18 protein-coding genes are annotated in these 15851 nt (G+C 43.1%); 17 read left to right on the top strand and 1 reads right to left on the bottom strand.

Annotated features, from left to right (window positions below; genetic code table 11):
• The first annotated feature begins 7 nt into the window (after positions 1 to 7).
• The 10 genes from aroA to ABE28_RS14185 all read left to right on the top strand — a co-directional run bounded on the left by aroA (position 8) and on the right by ABE28_RS14185 (position 8999).
• A complete protein-coding gene (aroA, locus tag ABE28_RS14230; protein ID WP_064463037.1) occupies positions 8 to 1294 on the top strand; it encodes a 3-phosphoshikimate 1-carboxyvinyltransferase in 1287 nt (428 codons plus the stop codon).
• Positions 1295 to 1664: 370 nt separating this feature from the next.
• Positions 1665 to 2936, top strand: a complete 1272-nt coding sequence (locus tag ABE28_RS14225; protein ID WP_064463035.1) for a tetratricopeptide repeat protein — start codon at positions 1665 to 1667, stop codon at positions 2934 to 2936.
• Between the two features lie 41 nt (positions 2937 to 2977).
• Positions 2978 to 3529 (top strand): ReoY family proteolytic degradation factor, encoded by a 552-nt coding sequence (locus tag ABE28_RS14220; protein ID WP_064463033.1) that lies wholly within the window; start codon positions 2978 to 2980, stop codon positions 3527 to 3529.
• A gap of 396 nt (positions 3530 to 3925) precedes the next feature.
• Entirely contained in the window at positions 3926 to 4387 is a 462-nt protein-coding gene (locus tag ABE28_RS14215) for a YpiF family protein (RefSeq protein WP_064463031.1), read from the top strand.
• 160 nt (positions 4388 to 4547) lie between these two features.
• Positions 4548 to 5054: a Rieske (2Fe-2S) protein gene (locus ABE28_RS14210; protein WP_064463029.1), complete on the top strand. Its 507-nt coding sequence runs from the start codon at positions 4548 to 4550 to the stop codon at positions 5052 to 5054.
• 3 nt (positions 5055 to 5057) lie between these two features.
• Positions 5058 to 5732, top strand: a complete 675-nt coding sequence (gene qcrB, locus ABE28_RS14205) for a menaquinol-cytochrome c reductase cytochrome b subunit (protein WP_053346766.1) — start codon at positions 5058 to 5060, stop codon at positions 5730 to 5732.
• Between the two features lie 56 nt (positions 5733 to 5788).
• A complete protein-coding gene (locus tag ABE28_RS14200) occupies positions 5789 to 6556 on the top strand; it encodes a menaquinol-cytochrome c reductase cytochrome b/c subunit (RefSeq protein WP_064463027.1) in 768 nt (255 codons plus the stop codon).
• A 179-nt stretch (positions 6557 to 6735) separates the two neighbouring features.
• Positions 6736 to 7332, top strand: coding sequence for a lipoprotein heptaprenylglyceryl N-acetyltransferase LhaT (locus ABE28_RS14195; RefSeq protein ID WP_064463025.1), 597 nt, complete (start codon positions 6736 to 6738; stop codon positions 7330 to 7332).
• 118 nt (positions 7333 to 7450) lie between these two features.
• Positions 7451 to 8236 (top strand): sporulation protein YpjB, encoded by a 786-nt coding sequence (gene ypjB / locus ABE28_RS14190; RefSeq protein WP_064463023.1) that lies wholly within the window; start codon positions 7451 to 7453, stop codon positions 8234 to 8236.
• 85 nt (positions 8237 to 8321) lie between these two features.
• Complete coding sequence (locus ABE28_RS14185) at positions 8322 to 8999, top strand: zinc metallopeptidase (protein ID WP_064463021.1); 678 nt, start codon at positions 8322 to 8324, stop codon at positions 8997 to 8999.
• Positions 9000 to 9108: 109 nt separating this feature from the next.
• Here the strand turns inward: ABE28_RS14185 and ABE28_RS14180 are convergent, their stop codons facing one another.
• A complete protein-coding gene (locus tag ABE28_RS14180) occupies positions 9109 to 9981 on the bottom strand; it encodes a YitT family protein (RefSeq protein WP_064463019.1) in 873 nt (290 codons plus the stop codon).
• 168 nt (positions 9982 to 10149) lie between these two features.
• Between ABE28_RS14180 and ABE28_RS14175 the strand changes: the two genes are divergently transcribed.
• Genes ABE28_RS14175 through ABE28_RS14145 form a run of 7 tightly spaced genes read left to right on the top strand, consistent with a single transcriptional unit; the run spans position 10150 to position 15758 of the window.
• Positions 10150 to 10509, top strand: coding sequence for a nucleotide pyrophosphohydrolase (locus tag ABE28_RS14175; RefSeq protein ID WP_064463017.1), 360 nt, complete (start codon positions 10150 to 10152; stop codon positions 10507 to 10509).
• Positions 10502 to 11302, top strand: a complete 801-nt coding sequence (gene dapB / locus ABE28_RS14170; RefSeq protein ID WP_064463015.1) for a 4-hydroxy-tetrahydrodipicolinate reductase — start codon at positions 10502 to 10504, stop codon at positions 11300 to 11302. Before ABE28_RS14175 ends, dapB begins: the two co-directional genes overlap by 8 nt.
• Before the next feature lie 17 nt (positions 11303 to 11319).
• Entirely contained in the window at positions 11320 to 11745 is a 426-nt protein-coding gene (locus ABE28_RS14165) for a methylglyoxal synthase (protein ID WP_064463013.1), read from the top strand.
• Positions 11729 to 12442, top strand: coding sequence for a bacillithiol biosynthesis deacetylase BshB1 (gene bshB1 / locus ABE28_RS14160; RefSeq protein ID WP_064463011.1), 714 nt, complete (start codon positions 11729 to 11731; stop codon positions 12440 to 12442). The genes ABE28_RS14165 and bshB1 overlap by 17 nt, the downstream gene beginning before the upstream one ends.
• Positions 12443 to 12446: 4 nt before the next feature.
• Positions 12447 to 13586, top strand: a complete 1140-nt coding sequence (gene bshA, locus ABE28_RS14155) for an N-acetyl-alpha-D-glucosaminyl L-malate synthase BshA (RefSeq protein WP_064463009.1) — start codon at positions 12447 to 12449, stop codon at positions 13584 to 13586.
• A 13-nt stretch (positions 13587 to 13599) separates the two neighbouring features.
• The gene (locus tag ABE28_RS14150; RefSeq protein WP_064463007.1) at positions 13600 to 14793 is read left to right on the top strand and encodes a CCA tRNA nucleotidyltransferase; all 1194 of its coding nucleotides are present in this window, start codon (positions 13600 to 13602) and stop codon (positions 14791 to 14793) included.
• Positions 14778 to 15758 carry a biotin--[acetyl-CoA-carboxylase] ligase gene (locus ABE28_RS14145; RefSeq protein ID WP_064463005.1) on the top strand — a complete coding sequence of 327 codons (981 nt, stop codon included), beginning with the start codon at positions 14778 to 14780 and terminating at the stop codon, positions 15756 to 15758. Before ABE28_RS14150 ends, ABE28_RS14145 begins: the two co-directional genes overlap by 16 nt.
• Positions 15759 to 15851 lie beyond the last annotated feature (93 nt).

Here is a 15851-nt window from a genome sequence, read left to right as displayed (position 1 = left end):
AGGTAGTATGAAAACAAAAAAATTACTAACGGCGATCCACTCATTACGTGGTTCGATAGACATACCAGGGGACAAGTCCATCTCCCATCGCTCGATCATGTTCGGAGCACTTGCCGAGGGTGAAACGACCGTCACTAATTTTCTTCCGGGAGCCGATTGTTTAAGTACGATTTCGTGTTTTAAGCAGCTGGGCATCCACATTGAACGGGAAGGGAAGCAAGTTCGCATCCAAGGCAAGGGCTTTAATGGATTAACGGAACCTAAAGAAGTGCTGGATGTCGGAAATTCAGGGACGACAATCCGATTAATGACGGGCATTTTGGCAGGTCAAGATTTTTCGGCCGTGTTGACAGGGGATGAATCCATAGCCAAGCGACCAATGACAAGGGTGGTGAACCCACTCCGTCAAATGGGAGCGAGGATTGATGGGCGTAAAGGAGCAGAATATACCCCGATTTTCATAAGAGGGGGCAAGCTGGAAGGGATCCGCTATGAATTGCCTGTGGCAAGTGCTCAAGTCAAATCCGCGATCATCCTGGCAGGCTTACAGGCCGATGGGGAAACGACCATAATCGAACCGGAGGAGACCCGTGATCATACCGAACGAATGATCCAGGCGTTTGGCGGGAAAATCGTAAAGGATGGTCATACCATCAAGGTGGGGGGAAATCAGGTTTTCAAAGGAACGACCATCCATGTGCCGGGAGATATATCTTCAGCCGCTTTCTTCTTGGTCGCAGCTGCGATTACAAAAGATAGTGAAGTGGTCTTAAAGAATGTCGGCTTAAATCCGACTAGGACTGGAATCCTCGATGTCTTGAAAGCGATGGGAGCGGATATCACCATCGAGAAGAAGACGAGCGGGGGAGAACCGGCAGGGGATATCACTGTCAGGAGCTCACGCCTGAAGGGAACAACCATCTCAGGTGACCTAATACCGCGCCTCATCGATGAAATTCCGGTTATTGCCCTTCTGGCTTCCCAGGCAGAAGGAATGACGACAATCAAGGATGCAGCAGAACTAAAGGTGAAAGAAACCAATCGAATCGATACGGTGGCAAACGAGCTCTCGATCCTGGGGGCGGATATAACACCTACAGCAGATGGATTGATTATCAATGGAGGCAAATCTCTAAATGGTGGAAGCGTTACAAGCCATGGAGATCACCGCATCGGAATGATGCTGGCAGTGGCAGCCTTGATAACGGATGGTGATGTTGAACTCGCCGATCCTGATGCGATTGATGTCTCTTATCCGGAATTCTTTGAGCATTTGACGCATTTGATGAAATGAATATCCAAAAGTTTACGGCCCTAATCAGGACCGTAAACTTTTTTTATTTTCATTTCAGGAGCTTTCAGTCGTTGGAAGCGCTGTCATAACGGCGTTTATGCGTATTTGGGGCATGATATTCATGAAAAAGGGCCCTCGAATCAAAAAGGAAATTGACCATAGTATGGAGAATTAACTAGTAACCTTTTTTAAATGAGAATGGAGGGGACTTCATCAATGGAATACAGGGCTGCAGTATGGTAAACTAATAAATACTGTTTACCGGGCACCTCACCATTACAAGAGTATTTCATTCAAAGGATATGAGATTTTTTCGCGTGAGGATGTTTGATGAAAAACCAGTTTATCATGCAAAAGGAAGGAATTAGCAATGAAAACAGTGGAACAAGTTATCCAGCATTTAAAAAAAGGGGAATTAAAGGAAGCTCTTAAACATATAAATCGAATTAAATCATCAGAGTCAGTGGAGGACATTTTGCTGCTGGCCGAAGAAATGCTCCAGCTTGGTTTTGTGGAGGAGGCTAAAGACCTTTTTGAACATCTCCTTGAACTCTATCCGGATGAAGGCGAATTGTTGGTTTCGTTGGCCGAAATCCTGATTGACATGGACCAGGAAGATGAAGCGATGTTAATGCTTGAAAAAGTAAGTGCAGATGATGAAGTATATCCAAGTGCTTTGCTTTTGGAAGCGGACCTATACCAATTACAGGGGATGGATGAGGTCAGTGAAAGAAAACTACTGAAAGCAAAGGAAATACTACCTGAAGAGGTCATCATTGATTTTGCGCTAGGTGAACTGTTCTTCCATCAAGGAAGAGATCAGGAAGCCATTGCAAATTACATAAAGGTTTTGGAACACGAACAAGAAGTTCCTGGAGTCAATGTCCATCAGCGGCTCGCTGAAGCATTAAGCAGTTCAGGTAAGTTCGAGGAGGCCCTTCCGCATTTTGAGAAAGCCTTGGAGGATGGACTTGAAATCAATACGCTATTCGAGTATGCTTTCACGGCTTTCCAAGCCGGGTTATACGAAACGGCCGTCCGTAAATTTATCGAGCTGAAAGACTTGGATCATGAGTATCATTCCTTGTATTTATACTTGGCAAAGAGTTATGAACATCTGGAGGATTTGGAAAAAGCCTTGAAAACGGCCAAGGATGGAATCAAGGCTGATGAATTCAATAAGGAACTTTATTTCTTCGGCGGCAAAATAGCCTTGAAAAGCGGACTTGATGAAGAAGCTGAAAACCTATTTAAAGAAGCTCTAGCCCTTGATCCAGGATACTTGGAAGCGGCACTTACCCTCTTGAAATTGTATACGCATCAGGAAAGGTACGAAGATGTCTTGGAATGCATCGGGGAAGTGAGGAGGTACGGGGAGGATGATCCGCAGTTTGATTGGATAGCTGCCGTATCCTACCAACACACCGAACAATTTAAAGAGTCATTAACCAGCTATCATAATGCATATAATTCATTCAAGAACAATCAAGATTTCCTAGAAGACTATGGTTTCTTTTTAATTGAAGAAGGAGACAGAGCCACATCTAGAGAAGTATTTAATAAGCTGCTTGAGATCAACCCAGCGAATGATGAGTATGCCATGATTTTGGAGCGGCTTGATGAAGGTCCGGAAGAAGCATAGGCAAGTGAATTGAAACTAAATCAAGACAGAGGAGGGAATTCATGGTGGCTGCCCCTGTTTCTGTGAATGAGAAGAAGGATTTTATTCGGTGGTTTTTAAATCATTATCAACTTAAACGAAGAGAATGCGTTTGGATATTGAATTATTTGATGAGTCATGATCAACTGATGAAAAAGGTTCATTTTGTGGAAAATGCCCAATATTGCCCTCGTGGACTCATCATGTCGACACATTGTGTGGAAGAGGTTCCATTCCGATTTTATAAGTCCAATATCATGACGACGGATGCAGAGAAATCCTTTCACGATATTCGATTAAACCGGGATGAAGATATTTATATCCAGCTCAATTTTAAATCGGCTTATTCGTCCTATCAGTACGCAGCGGTTTTGGAGCAAAACCCATTCATGCCAAAAATCACGGCATCCAATGAAAAAGATCAGTTGCTGGCGGAACAATTTTTAGAAAAAAGCATGCTCTACTTTCAAAGGGATCGCCTGCTGAAGGAAATCGATGAAGCGTTGGATAAGCATGATGAACAAGCATTCAAGAGCTTGACTGAACAATTGAATCAATTGAAAGTGCTTGGCTGACATAAAAACCCTTTCCTTATTAACGTAAGGTCGGGTTGTAAACAAAAAGGTTTCGGAATATTTCTATTCCGAAATCTTTTTTTATTAAGCGTTGGATTCAAAGCGACTATACGGATAGTAATATCATGAGCGCCCATGCACGGACGAATAAATCCTATGAACGGCCGGAAAAAGTGCATCTGGATAAGCGAAAGCCTGCAGTGGAAAGAAATGTTCTTATGTTAAACCATAAAACTATATACAAACTCTCCTTTCCTTGTAGAGGAAGGGTTTTTTCATAAAATATAGATAAAATCCACATTTTTGTAAAGACTATGGGTATATGGTAAAGATGTTATAAAAATCATGGTAAAATGAAAAGGAGTTGATTCGAAAAATCGGGAGTGAAGAAACAGTATGAGATGGACAGCAAAAGAACTTGACATGTATAGTCAGTCAAAGGAATATGTGGATACCGTTTTGATTCCATTGGTACCGATATCTTTTGGGGGACAAATGAAGCATTCGGGCTCCATGAATGAATTTCTTACCATTTTAAGCATGGAAATCGAAAAACAAATGAAAGGGAGGATCCTTCTAATGCCATCCTTTCATTATGTAAGTAATGAAGGAGATAAGGTGGAACGTTTGAAGTATTGGGCAAATGAAGTGAAGGAAAATAATATCAAGCATGTTTTTTTTCTGACATCGGATTATGAATGGAAGAAGCACGAAGGGGAATTGGAAAACCACTTGATTTGGATTCCTGCCATCGCATTGGAAAGTCTGGAAACTGACCAAGCCAGGGGAATGATCAACCAGCAAGTGATCCAAATACTAGATATTTTCACTTATAATTGGAAAAATGAAAAAAAGTAGGATTTTTCGCATAATTTGACACATAGTTGCCACCTTTTGGGTTTTACAAATATTGACCTTGGTAAATTATTGAGATATCATGGAAATGTCCTAGTTTTATAGTGTTGCTATTAATTGGTCCTTTGGACTCTCAGTATAGTAATAGAGGGGGGGAAAACGCATGAGCAAGCATAATGTTTCACGACGTCAATTCCTTAATTACACACTTACTGGCGTTGGTGGATTTATGGCGGCCGGTATGTTGATGCCGATGGTAAGGTTTGCGATCGATCCTGTATTATCTGCAGATAAAGCCGGAGATTACATTGCAACCAAACAGAAGGTGAGCGAACTGACTACCGAACCGACTCGTGTTGACTTTAGTTTTAAACAGGTCGATGGGTGGTATGAGTCTGAAGAAACAAATACAGCTTGGGTGTACAAGATGGATGATGGAAAAATCATTGCATTATCTCCAATCTGTAAGCATTTAGGGTGTACGGTGGCGTGGAATACGGATAAATCCCATCCGAATCAATTTTTCTGTCCTTGCCATTACGGCAGGTATACGAAAGATGGCGTCAACGTAAAAGGGACACCTCCAGTTTCACCTTTGGATGTCTATGAAACGAAAGAAAAAGATGGAATTCTTTACTTGGGTCGACTAAAACCGCACGGGGAGGCGTAAACATTGTTAACAAAGTTATATGACTGGGTGGACGAGCGTTTAGACATTACGCCGTTATGGCGGGATATTGCTGACCATGAGGTTCCTGAACATGTTAACCCCGCACATCATTTTTCTGCATTCGTATATTGTTTTGGTGGGTTAACATTTTTCATCACGGTCATCCAAATTTTATCAGGCATGTTCTTGACCATGTACTATGTCCCGGACATTAAAAACGCTTGGGAATCTGTTTATTATTTACAAAATGAAGTTGCTTTCGGTCAAATTGTACGTGGTATGCATCACTGGGGAGCGAGTCTCGTTATTGTTATGATGTTTTTACATACTCTTCGTGTCTTCTTCCAGGGAGCTTATAAAAAACCGCGTGAATTGAACTGGATGGTCGGCGTATTGATTTTCTTCATCATGCTGGCACTAGGCTTGACCGGTTATTTACTGCCGTGGGATATGAAAGCGCTATTCGCGACGAAAGTTACGTTGACAATCGTCGATTCGGTACCTTTAATGGGACCGGCACTCAAGACATTGATCGCAGGAGACCCAACCATTGTCGGAGCACAGACATTGACACGATTCTTCGCCATTCATGTATTCTTCCTGCCTGCAGCATTATTCGCTTTACTGGCGGCTCATTTCTTAATGATCCGTAAACAAGGTATTTCAGGTCCGCTATAAGAGAATTATGAACCAAGAACCAAAAAAACCTTTTCATAAAGGAGGGGAATTGTTCAATGCATCGTGGGAAAGGTATGAAATTCGTAGGTGACTCGCGTATTTCCGCGAACCGTAAACCGAATATTCCGAAAGATTACTCAGAATATCCAGGAAAAACTGAAGCATTTTGGCCTAATTTCCTTTTAAAGGAATGGATGGTTGGAGCTGTATTTCTTGTTGGCTACCTATGCCTGACAATCGCACATCCATCTCCATTGGAAAGGATAGCAGATCCTACAGATACAGCGTATATCCCGCTGCCTGACTGGTATTTCCTATTCCTTTACCAATTACTTAAGTATACGTATGCTTCAGGACCATACAATGCAATCGGGGCTCTCGTCATTCCCGGTTTGGCTTTCGGGGCATTGCTTTTGGCGCCTTTTTTGGACCGTGGTCCAGAGCGGAGCCCAGCGAAACGTCCGTTTGCTGTCGGCTTCATGCTATTGGCCATTGCCGGTGTTTTTTATTTAACATGGGAGTCCGCTGCCCATCATGACTGGGAAGCTTCCAAGAAGCAAGGGGCAATCGTCGAAGGTGCAGACATCGATAAAGACAGCGATGGATACAAGCTGATGGATAAAAATGGCTGTATCAGTTGCCATGGTGCTGAATTAACTGGCGGTGCAGGAGCACCAAGCTTGATAGACACGGGACTAAGTCCAGAAGAAATCTCAAAAATCGCTGTCAAAGGACAGGGTGCGATGCCAGCTGGCATGTTTAAAGGTTCAGATAAAGAATTGGCAACATTGGCTGAATTCGTATCTGGATTATCGGCGAAATAAGCGAAACATTCAGTTTCCACCACAAGCAGAACAAACGAAAAAGCTGACGACTGCGGTTGTCGGCTTTTTTTATTGGTAAATTGAAGCGGAAATGAAAAGAAATTGAAGATAATTTCTTGGTTTTCTCGAGAAAGACCTGTAGAATGAGAATAATTGAGAATGTAAGAGAGGTTAAGGGAATGAATGTTATTTATGGGTGGCTTGCCAGTCGGCAAATGCTAGTTTTGTTATTCATCATAAATGTACTCGGGACTGCATTTGGGTATTATTGGTACGGGAGGCAATTGGAAGAGACGCCAGGCATATTTTTGGCCTTCGTACCGGATAGCCCGACAGCAAGCCTGTTTTTTGTGTTTGTGCTATTGGGATTCCTGTTAAAAAGGAATTTTGGTCTAATGGAAGCTTTAGCGATCATAACCTTATTCAAATATGGCATTTGGGCAGTTGTCATGAATGTAATGACGCTAGTGACAACAGGTACATTGCCATGGGAAGGTTATATGTTAATGGCCTCCCACTTGGGCATGGCGATTCAAGGAATATTATATGCACCATTTTACCGAATAAAGCCTTGGCATTTGATTGTTGCGGGAATATGGACGATACATAATGACATAATTGATTACGTTTTTGAAATGATGCCTATATACCGTGATCTATTGATGTATATGAATGAAATCGGCTATTTTACTTTTTGGCTCAGTATCCTTTCCATCTTTGTTGGCTGGTACTTCGGGTATAGAAAAAAACGAATTACGCTTTCTTTCATTCATTAAAAAGTTAACCTCGCTACAGTTTTGTAAAGGCGAGGTTAACTTTTTTATGTGGAACAAGGTCTACTCATGTTTTTTGTTTCATATCGTTTTAGTAGAGATATGAGGAGGGACGAGTAGCATGTTGAAAAAATTCATATTGACCATTGCTGTTTCATTTGTCGTCTTACAATTCCCTGTCTATGCAGAATCCTCTTCAAGTTTGGAGCAATTGGATAACATTTCCGATAGAGCCTTGGAAATGACCAAGTTGAAGCGATATGGAGATTCGGAAAAGATGTTGACGTATTTTTCTGACCGGTTTTTAAAAGAGACAGCGAAAGAGCAGATTCTTGATATGGACGAACTTCGCATTATCACTGTAGCTCATAATGAGGCGTTGATGACGATAAAGGATATGAACAAGGGGGATTCCGAAAAAGTCAATTCTGTGACGAAATTCCGCCTTGTCGTTGATGCGGTCAAGTCAACTCATCAGCCCCTTTGGACCGAAATGGAGGATCAGATGATGAGTTCTTTCCAGCAGACGAAGAATGCAGCCATCAAACAAGACACGATTACCTTCAACAGTCAATTGAACTTATTCCTATCACAATATGAAATGATCTATCCAAGCTTGAAAGTGGACCTTTCCAAAGAAACGATGCAGCAATTGGACACAAGGATCCAATACATTAACCAGTATAGACCGGAAGTGATCAATGATGGTGAAGGTCAAAAGGAGCTGGACGCTTTACAAACCGAACTGACTTCCATTTTTGAAGATATGGGAGAAGATGATACCGATCCTTCGCTTTGGTGGGTCATCATATCTACGGGAAGCATCATCATCATGACTCTTTCTTATGTAGGCTGGAGAAAATACAAAGGAGATCGGGAAAAACCAAGAAAGCAACATAATGATTAAAAATAGAAGGGGAGAGAACACTATATTTGACAGGGGTGTCTTCTATCCATAGAATTAAGAGTAATTATAGTTATAGGAGGAGACCATGTATTTCATATATTTGGCGATTATCATTTTAATCCCGATTTATGCTCAAATGAAAGTGAAAAGTACGTATAAAAAGTATTCCCAAGTGCCGGCATCTTCCGGGATGAATGGTGCTGAGACGGCAAGGGCCATTTTGGATCAAAATGGGCTGTTCAATGTAAGGGTGGAAGAGACGCCTGGAATGCTATCTGACCATTATGATCCAAGAGATAAAACGGTACGGTTATCAACGGACAACTATCACGGTCACTCGGTTGCAGGTGTAGCTGTCGCGGCGCATGAAGTCGGACATGCGATCCAAGATAAAGAAGCGTACGCATTCCTGCGTTTTCGCCATGCATTGGTACCGGTAGCTAACTTTGGTTCCAACATATCTTGGATTTTGATTTTAGTCGGGATGTTGGCTCGTATTCCAGGGTTGCTATTGGCGGGGATCGTATTTATGGCAGCGGCTGTAGTATTCCAAGTGATTACACTGCCGGTCGAGTTCAATGCTTCGTCACGTGCAATGGACCAACTCGTTTCAGTTGGTGTCATCCGGAATGACGAAGAGCGGGAGACGAAAAAGGTATTGAGTGCTGCTGCGATGACGTATGTTGCTGCCGCTCTTGTAGCCGTGCTTGAACTGGTCCGCCTTCTGCTGATGTATACAGGCATGATGAGGGATGAGGATTAATAGGTCAAGGACGCCATCATATGATGGCGTCCTTTTTCGTATACGTTAAGCATGAAAAGATGGCTTGTCATGAAATTAAGCGTTTCCGGGAATCCTTCAGAATGATGAATCACCTTTCTATCGGATTCTTATTCTCATCAAGGGTGAAGCCCTCACCCAATACGTCATGCACTTCACTTACGGATACGAAGGCATGGGGATCAACTGATGTAATGGCATTTTTTAAGCGGACAAGCTCATTTTTGGCAACTACGCAATACAAAACTTCCCGGTCATTCCGAGTGAAGGATCCATATCCTCGTAAGACCGTCACGCCCCTCTCCATATCTTTCATGATCTTTTGGGCAATTTCGTCGTTCTTTTCACTAATGATCATCGCCCCTCTGGCTGCATACGCTCCTTCCTGCATGAAGTCGATCACTCTAGCCCCGATAAATACGGCAACAAGCGTATACATCGCTTGGCGATAGTCCAAGTAGGTGAGGATGGATAGGCCGATCACGACGGCATCAAAGATGAACATGGTACGTCCCATGCCCATTCCTAAATACCGATGTGCAAAACGGGCAATGATATCGACTCCCCCCGTTGTTCCCCCGTAACGAAAGATTATACCAAGACCGACACCGACAAATACCCCGGCAAACAGCGCTACCAGCATCAAGTCGTTTCCGAGGTTGATATGGATTTGGTACTTTTCAAACACCCATAGCCAAACCGAAAGGCCTACCGTTCCAATGAGTGTATAAAGGAAGGAAGTGCGACCTAAATATTTCCACCCGATTAAAAACAGGGGAATGTTCAAAACCAAATTGGAATAGGAAGGATTTATGCCGACAAGTTGATATATAATCAAGGTTAGACCGGTGAAGCCGCCTTCTGCCAAATTATTTTGCATGTTGAAATGTACAAGGCCAAAGGCAAAGATTCCAGCCCCAAATAGGATGAATAGTGTATTTTTTAGTTTTAAGCCGTAAAGCATCTCCATACCTCCAAATGGTTGAGTAAAACATCAATTGACTTATTATAACTAATTAACCAACTATGGGCAATTGTGTTTCGCAAACGTATCTGTTGTCATCTGTTTCACTTTTAGCTAACATGGAGAAGACATAAAGTTTGTAAACGAAAATCGAGATTGGGTGACTATATGGAAAAGCACAAGACGATTCAACAAATGCAGGCTGAGGTAGACGAATACATAGGTCAATTCAAGGAAGGCTATTTCAGCCCTCTGGCCATGCTCGCTCGCATGACTGAAGAGCTGGGGGAGCTGGCTAGGGAGGTCAATCATTTCCATGGTGAAAAACCGAAGAAAACGACGGAGGACGAGAACACGGTAGAGGAAGAATTGGGCGACATGCTTTTTGTTTTGATTTGTTTTGCCAATTCTTTAGGTATCGACCTCCAGAACTCACATGATAAGGTGATGCAGAAGTTTACAACCCGTGATAAAGATAGATGGACAAAAAAAGAAGATAAAACGGAGGGGGAAAGTAAAGATGAGTAAAGTAAAAGTGATTGTAGCCGGTCCGCGTGGCAGAATGGGAAATGAAGCGGTGAAGCTGGTGCAAAGGACAGAAGAATTTGAGTTGGCGGCTGTCATCGATCATAAACATAACGGAATTACCCTTTCCTCCATAGAAGGTTTTCAAGGCATGGAGGTGCCTGTTTTTTCGGATATAAACGAATGCTTTTCTACGGTGAAAGCAGATGTATTGATTGATTTGACTACACCGGAAGTCGGGATGTACCATACCGAAACCGCGCTGAACCACAACATCCGGCCCGTAGTGGGCACGACCGGTTTTACGAAGGAAGATTTAGCGAAGCTGGAATCATTGACTAAGGAAAAAGGCATCGGCTGCATTATCGCACCAAATTTTGCAATAGGTGCCATATTGATGATGAAGTTTTCCCAAATGGCGGCTAAATATTTCCCGGATGTGGAAATCATTGAAATGCATCATGATCAGAAACTGGATGCACCTTCAGGAACGGCCTCCAAAACGGCGGATATGATTGCAGCGGTAAGGGAAACGAAGCAACAAGGCCACCCCAATGAGAAAGAAACCATTCAGGGAGCAAGGGGAGCGAATGTAGACGGCATGCATATCCATAGTGTTCGGCTTCCTGGGCTCGTCGCACATCAACAGGTGCTTTTCGGAAGTGATGGGGAGCTGCTGACGGTTAGGCATGATTCCTTTAATCGGGCATCCTTCATGTCTGGGGTTAAACTTGCCGTAGATACGGTCATGAAATTGGACATACTTGTATACGGTCTGGAAAATATTATTGAATAGGGAGTGGAGGATATACGATGAAAATTGCCTTAATTGCCCATGATAAGAAAAAAGAAGATATCATTCAATTTGTAACAGCGTATAAATCAGTATTTCAGCAGCATGAATTATTTGCAACAGGAACGACCGGGAAACGAATCATGGAAGAAGTATCCTTGACAGTTCATCGCTTTCATTCAGGACCACTAGGCGGAGATCAGGAAATTGGAGCCATGATTGCACGCGGGGAAATGGATATGGTCTTATTTTTCCGCGATCCATTGACGTCACAGCCCCATGAACCTGATGTATCGGCCCTTATCCGCCTTTCCGACGTGTATGAAATTCCCTTGGCGACCAATATGGGTACGGCAGAAGTACTGATACAAGGTTTGAAGCATGGGTATATGGACTGGCTTAAACTACGAAAAAAACAAGGTGAGATTAATGATAAACAAAAGTAATATAGATATTCTGGCGTTCGGTGCACACGCCGATGATGTTGAAATCGGTATGGGCGGCACGATCGCTAAATATGTACAGCAAGGCAAGAAAATCGTAATATGTGATTTGACCAAAGCTGAAATGTCATCGAATGGATCCGTGCCGTTAAGACTAAAGGAAGCGAAAAAGGCTGCAGACATCCTTGGAGTGGAGCGAATATCCCTTGATTTACCCGACCGCGGGCTATATATGAAAGCGGAATACATAAATCAAATCATAACCGTCATTCGCAAGTACAAACCTTCACTCGTGTTTGCTCCTTTTGCGGCTGATCGCCATCCCGATCATGGAAACTGCGCCAAATTAGTGGAAGAAGCGGTTTTTTCTGCAGGCGTAAGAAAATGTTTGGAAGAAGACGGAGTGACACATCATCGTGTTAAAGATATGTATTACTATATGATAAACGGTTTTCACAAGCCGGACTTCGTTGTGGACATCACCTCTACATTGCCGAAAAAACTGGAAAGCCTCAGGGCGTACGGCAGCCAATTCGAAAAAAGTGATGTAACGGTCGATACCCCGCTTGTGAACGGCTATATCGAGACAGTGGAGGCACGGGAGCGAATGCTTGGCAAAGAAGTTGGAGTCCCATATGCTGAGGGATTCATGACAAAGAAACCGTTACTGATTGATGCCGATTTGTTAGGAGAAAATTAATCTTATGAAATTAAAAATTGGAATTACCTGCTATCCTACAGTTGGAGGTTCAGGTGTTGTAGCGACTGAATTAGGCAAAATGCTTGCGGAGAAAGGCCATGAAATACATTTTATTTCTTCAAGCCTTCCTTTCCGCCTGAATAAGATGTATCACAATATTTATTATCACCAAGTGGAAGTGAATTCGTATTCCGTATTTCAATATCCACCATACGATTTGGCGCTTGCTAGCAAGATGGCAGAAGTGGTGAAACGGGAGAAATTGGATATCCTTCACGTGCATTATGCCATTCCCCATGCTGTTTGTGCGATCCTGGCCAAACAAATGTCAGGCAATGAAGTTAAAATCGTGACCACTCTTCATGGTACCGACATAACCGTACTGGGACATGATCCTTCACTGACCAATTTAATAAAATTCGGTATCGAACAATCAGATGTGGTTACAGGTGTGTCAGATTCACTTGTTCAACAAACATACGATCTGATCGCGCCCGATAAGGAAATTAAAACGGTATATAATTTCATTGATGAAAGAGATTACCATAAATCCGATTCCGATTACTTGAAAGATGAATATGGCATCAAGGATGAGGAAAAAGTGGTCATACATGTGTCGAATTTCCGTTCGGTCAAGCGTGTGAAAGATGTGATTCAAGCGTTTTATTTAACCCAAAAGAAAATTCCTGCCAAGCTTCTCCTGGTTGGGGACGGACCGGAAGTGACAACCGTCTTGAATTTGGCTAAAGAACTTGGAATCGATGAATCGGTCTTGTTCCTTGGCAAACAGGATAACCTTGCCGAATTATATTCAATTAGTGATTTGTTATATCTGTTATCGGAAAAAGAAAGTTTTGGCCTTGTCCTGCTAGAGGCGATGGCCTGTGGAGTTCCTTGTATCGGGACGGATATCGGCGGTATTCCCGAGGTCATCATTGATGGGGAGACTGGTTATATATGTGATCTGGGAGATGTCACGACGGTTGCTGAAAAAGCGATCGGTCTTTTAAGTGATCCGGCGTTACATGAACGTTTTTCAAAGGCTGCACTGAAAAGGGCCAGTACTGATTTTCATTCGGATACGATCATGTCGCAATATGAAGCCATTTACATGGAAGCTCTTGAAGCTAACTCAATGAGATAGGGAGGGGATGCTGATGGATCAATTATTCTTAAAATCGGTGCCCATTCTTGAAAAGATTGAACATGCAGGATTCGAGGCTTATTTTGTTGGTGGATCTGTAAGGGATTATATTCTGGGTCGTCCGATAAATGATGTGGACATCGCCACTTCCGCGACACCCTTGGAAATAAAAGAGGTTTTCCCCAAAACGGCGGATATCGGGATCGATCACGGAACGGTGCTGGCCATTACGGCATCAGGTACATATGAAATTACGACATTTAGAACGGAAGGCAGTTATTCGGACTTCCGAAGACCGGATTCCGTCCAATTTGTCCGCTCTTTGAGGGAGGACTTGCAGAGAAGGGATTTTACGATCAATGCCATGGCCATGGATAAAGCGGGGAATATCATCGATCCATTCAATGGGAAGCGTGATCTTTCAGAGCAAAGGATCATTACGGTCGGTAACCCGCATGAGAGGTTTCATGAGGATGCATTAAGGATGATGAGGGCATTAAGGTTCGTCAGCCAGCTTGGTTTTGATTTGGATTATGATACGTTTCACTCGCTTCAAGTGAATGCCCCCATCATCAGCAAAATTGCAGTCGAAAGGATCCTTGTCGAATTTGAGAAGTTAATGGATGGCACAAACAAGAAGAGGGCGATCTCCCTTTTGCTGGAAAGTGGATTATATCAATACTTGCCCCGACTTTCGGACAAGAAGGACCATTTAAGGAAAATACTGGATCTGCCGCTTCGCCATTTAAAGGCGGCAGAGTTATGGTCATTGATCATGGTTCAGACTAATGATGATGAAATGGAAGCGGCTTTGAGAGCGTGGAAACTGCCATTGAAAACGATCCGAAACGTCCAGCGGATTGTACAGCTGGTAAAGCAGGAACCATCATTTGAAAAATCATCACTAGAGGTATTCCAGGCAGGGAACGACTTGACTGTACAGGCGTTCAAGGTAAGGGCTTCCCTGACGGGGGCGGATGTTTTCGATGCAGAGGAAAGCGGCCGGCATCATTACGACTCACTGACCATCAAAACGATGTCCGATCTTGCCGTGACGGGGACGGATTTAGTGAATTGGCGTCAAGAAAAGCCAGGTCCATGGGTAAAAGCCGTCTTGGAAATGATCGTAAAAGCTGTCTTGGATGGACAAGTGAGAAATGATAAAGAAGAAATAAAGAGGTGGCTCGTGAAATGCAATCTGAGTTAAGAACAAAGTTGATGGAAGCCCTTTCAAAGGCGGATGGCGCATTTATTTCAGGCCAGGAAATTGCCGAATATATTGGTTGTTCACGAACAGCGGTTTGGAAGCATATAGAAGACCTGCGCAGTGAAGGATATCGTGTGGAGGCGGTTAGAAAAAAAGGCTATCGGATCATATCAGCACCAGAAAAAGTGTCCGAAAGCGAAATTCAGCTTGGCTTGGAAACAAGGACGATAGGCAAAATGATCCACTATCAGGAAACGGTGGAATCCACACAAAAAATTGCCCATCAACTGGCAAATGAAGGCGTTCAGGAGGGGACATTGGTTGTTGCCGAGGAGCAAATCTCCGGAAAAGGCAGACTGATGAGATCTTGGCATTCACCAAAATACAGCGGCATATGGATGAGCCTCATCTTACGGCCAAAAATACCGGTTCATGAAGCCCCCCAGCTAACCTTGCTGGCAGCAGTTGCCGTGGCTCAGGCCATAGAGGATACGACCGCCTTGAAACCGCAAATAAAATGGCCCAATGACATTTTGGTGAATCGCAAGAAAGTGGTTGGCATCTTGACTGAGATGCAGGCGGAATCGGATAGGATTCATTCTGTCATTATCGGGATTGGAATGAATATCAATCAGCAATTGGAAGACTTCCCCGAAGAACTGCAGGAAAAGGCATCTTCACTTTTAATAGAAAGTGGAGAAACGATTTCAAGATCGACGGTCATTCAACGTGCTTTATATCGCCTGGAAAAATTGTATGATCTTTACCTGAAAGAAGGCTTCAAACCGATAAAGGATTTATGGGAAAGTTATGCGATCAGCCTTGGACAGGTTATCAGGGCCAGCACTGTAAACGATACGATTGTCGGAAAAGCATTGGGCATAACCGATGCCGGAGTGTTGCTCCTTGAAGATGATAAAGGAAAAGTACACTCGGTTTATTCAGCAGACATTGAGATTCAGTAGAAATTTGTCAATTCGTAAAAAAAAAATAGAAATTTTGATTTTTGCTTGATATAATGCAAGTGGGCAGTATCTATTTGAACTGCACCCCCATAA

Source organism: Peribacillus muralis (assembly GCF_001645685.2).
GTDB lineage: Bacteria > Bacillota > Bacilli > Bacillales > DSM-1321 > Peribacillus > Peribacillus muralis_A.
This window is presented reverse-complemented; position numbering and strand designations above follow the sequence as displayed.

Bases quoted from the DNA above. Each gene is read 5' to 3' on its own strand.
- aroA (WP_064463037.1), top strand. From the start codon at position 8: ATGAAAACAAAAAAATTACTAACGGCGATCCACTCATTACGTGGTTCG.
- bshA (WP_064463009.1), top strand. From the start codon at position 12,447: ATGAAATTAAAAATTGGAATTACCTGCTATCCTACAGTTGGAGGTTCA.
- ypjB (WP_064463023.1), top strand. From the start codon at position 7,451: ATGTTGAAAAAATTCATATTGACCATTGCTGTTTCATTTGTCGTCTTA.
- ABE28_RS14200 (WP_064463027.1), top strand. From the start codon at position 5,789: ATGCATCGTGGGAAAGGTATGAAATTCGTAGGTGACTCGCGTATTTCC.
- ABE28_RS14215 (WP_064463031.1), top strand. From the start codon at position 3,926: ATGAGATGGACAGCAAAAGAACTTGACATGTATAGTCAGTCAAAGGAA.
- ABE28_RS14185 (WP_064463021.1), top strand. From the start codon at position 8,322: ATGTATTTCATATATTTGGCGATTATCATTTTAATCCCGATTTATGCT.
- ABE28_RS14145 (WP_064463005.1), top strand. From the start codon at position 14,778: ATGCAATCTGAGTTAAGAACAAAGTTGATGGAAGCCCTTTCAAAGGCG.
- ABE28_RS14210 (WP_064463029.1), top strand. From the start codon at position 4,548: ATGAGCAAGCATAATGTTTCACGACGTCAATTCCTTAATTACACACTT.
- ABE28_RS14175 (WP_064463017.1), top strand. From the start codon at position 10,150: ATGGAAAAGCACAAGACGATTCAACAAATGCAGGCTGAGGTAGACGAA.
- ABE28_RS14225 (WP_064463035.1), top strand. From the start codon at position 1,665: ATGAAAACAGTGGAACAAGTTATCCAGCATTTAAAAAAAGGGGAATTA.
- bshB1 (WP_064463011.1), top strand. From the start codon at position 11,729: ATGATAAACAAAAGTAATATAGATATTCTGGCGTTCGGTGCACACGCC.
- ABE28_RS14180 (WP_064463019.1), bottom strand. From the start codon at position 9,981: ATGCTTTACGGCTTAAAACTAAAAAATACACTATTCATCCTATTTGGG.
- ABE28_RS14195 (WP_064463025.1), top strand. From the start codon at position 6,736: ATGAATGTTATTTATGGGTGGCTTGCCAGTCGGCAAATGCTAGTTTTG.
- ABE28_RS14165 (WP_064463013.1), top strand. From the start codon at position 11,320: ATGAAAATTGCCTTAATTGCCCATGATAAGAAAAAAGAAGATATCATT.
- dapB (WP_064463015.1), top strand. From the start codon at position 10,502: ATGAGTAAAGTAAAAGTGATTGTAGCCGGTCCGCGTGGCAGAATGGGA.
- ABE28_RS14150 (WP_064463007.1), top strand. From the start codon at position 13,600: ATGGATCAATTATTCTTAAAATCGGTGCCCATTCTTGAAAAGATTGAA.
- ABE28_RS14220 (WP_064463033.1), top strand. From the start codon at position 2,978: ATGGTGGCTGCCCCTGTTTCTGTGAATGAGAAGAAGGATTTTATTCGG.